The following is a 623-nucleotide window of genomic DNA, read 5'->3' on the forward strand; positions in this document are numbered from 1 at the left end:
GTACACCGTTAGGTCACCCTCGCCCTTGAACTGCTCGGCCAGCGAGATGATATCGGTAACGGACAAGTCCGTAGTCACACACTTCGCCGCACCCTGAATAACGCCGGGAAGATCGGTGACGGGCATGTCGAGCACCTTGTTCACCAGAGCCATGATGAGCTTGCGCTGATTGGCCGTCCGCGTGAAGTCCCCGTCGACGAAGGCGCGGCTGCGCGCGAACACGAGTGCCTGCTCGCCGTTGAGATGCTGCAGGCCCTCCTCGATGATGATGCGCTGGCCATACGGGTTGTCCGTGGTGTTGTCGGCATCCGTGTCGTCGATGCGCTCCGTCACCTCCACGTCAACGCCACCCACCGCGTCGACCAATTGCACCATGTTCTCGAAGTTCACCTCAGCATAGTGGGAGATATCCACCCCGAGCAGCTGGCTGGCCTCGCGGATGGTGGACGACACGCCACCGTAGTTGTAGGCGGCATTGAACTTCGAGATACCCACGTTGTCGATGTCGATCATGGTGTCGCGCGGAATGGACACGATGCTGGCTTGGTTTCTCGTGGGATCGACGTACACGACAATGTTCGTGTCGGAACGCGCGCCGGCCTCGTCGCTTCCGGTACGCTCGT

At 60.7% G+C, this 623-nt stretch carries 1 protein-coding gene; it reads right to left on the reverse strand.

Translation table 11 applies throughout. The annotated features are described in order from the left end of the window. On the reverse strand, positions 1–623 hold a 623-nt coding region (locus F8D48_RS11485; protein ID WP_151432172.1), incomplete at both ends, for an LCP family protein.

This window comes from Adlercreutzia muris, assembly GCF_008831045.1.
Taxonomy (GTDB): domain Bacteria; phylum Actinomycetota; class Coriobacteriia; order Coriobacteriales; family Eggerthellaceae; genus Adlercreutzia; species Adlercreutzia muris.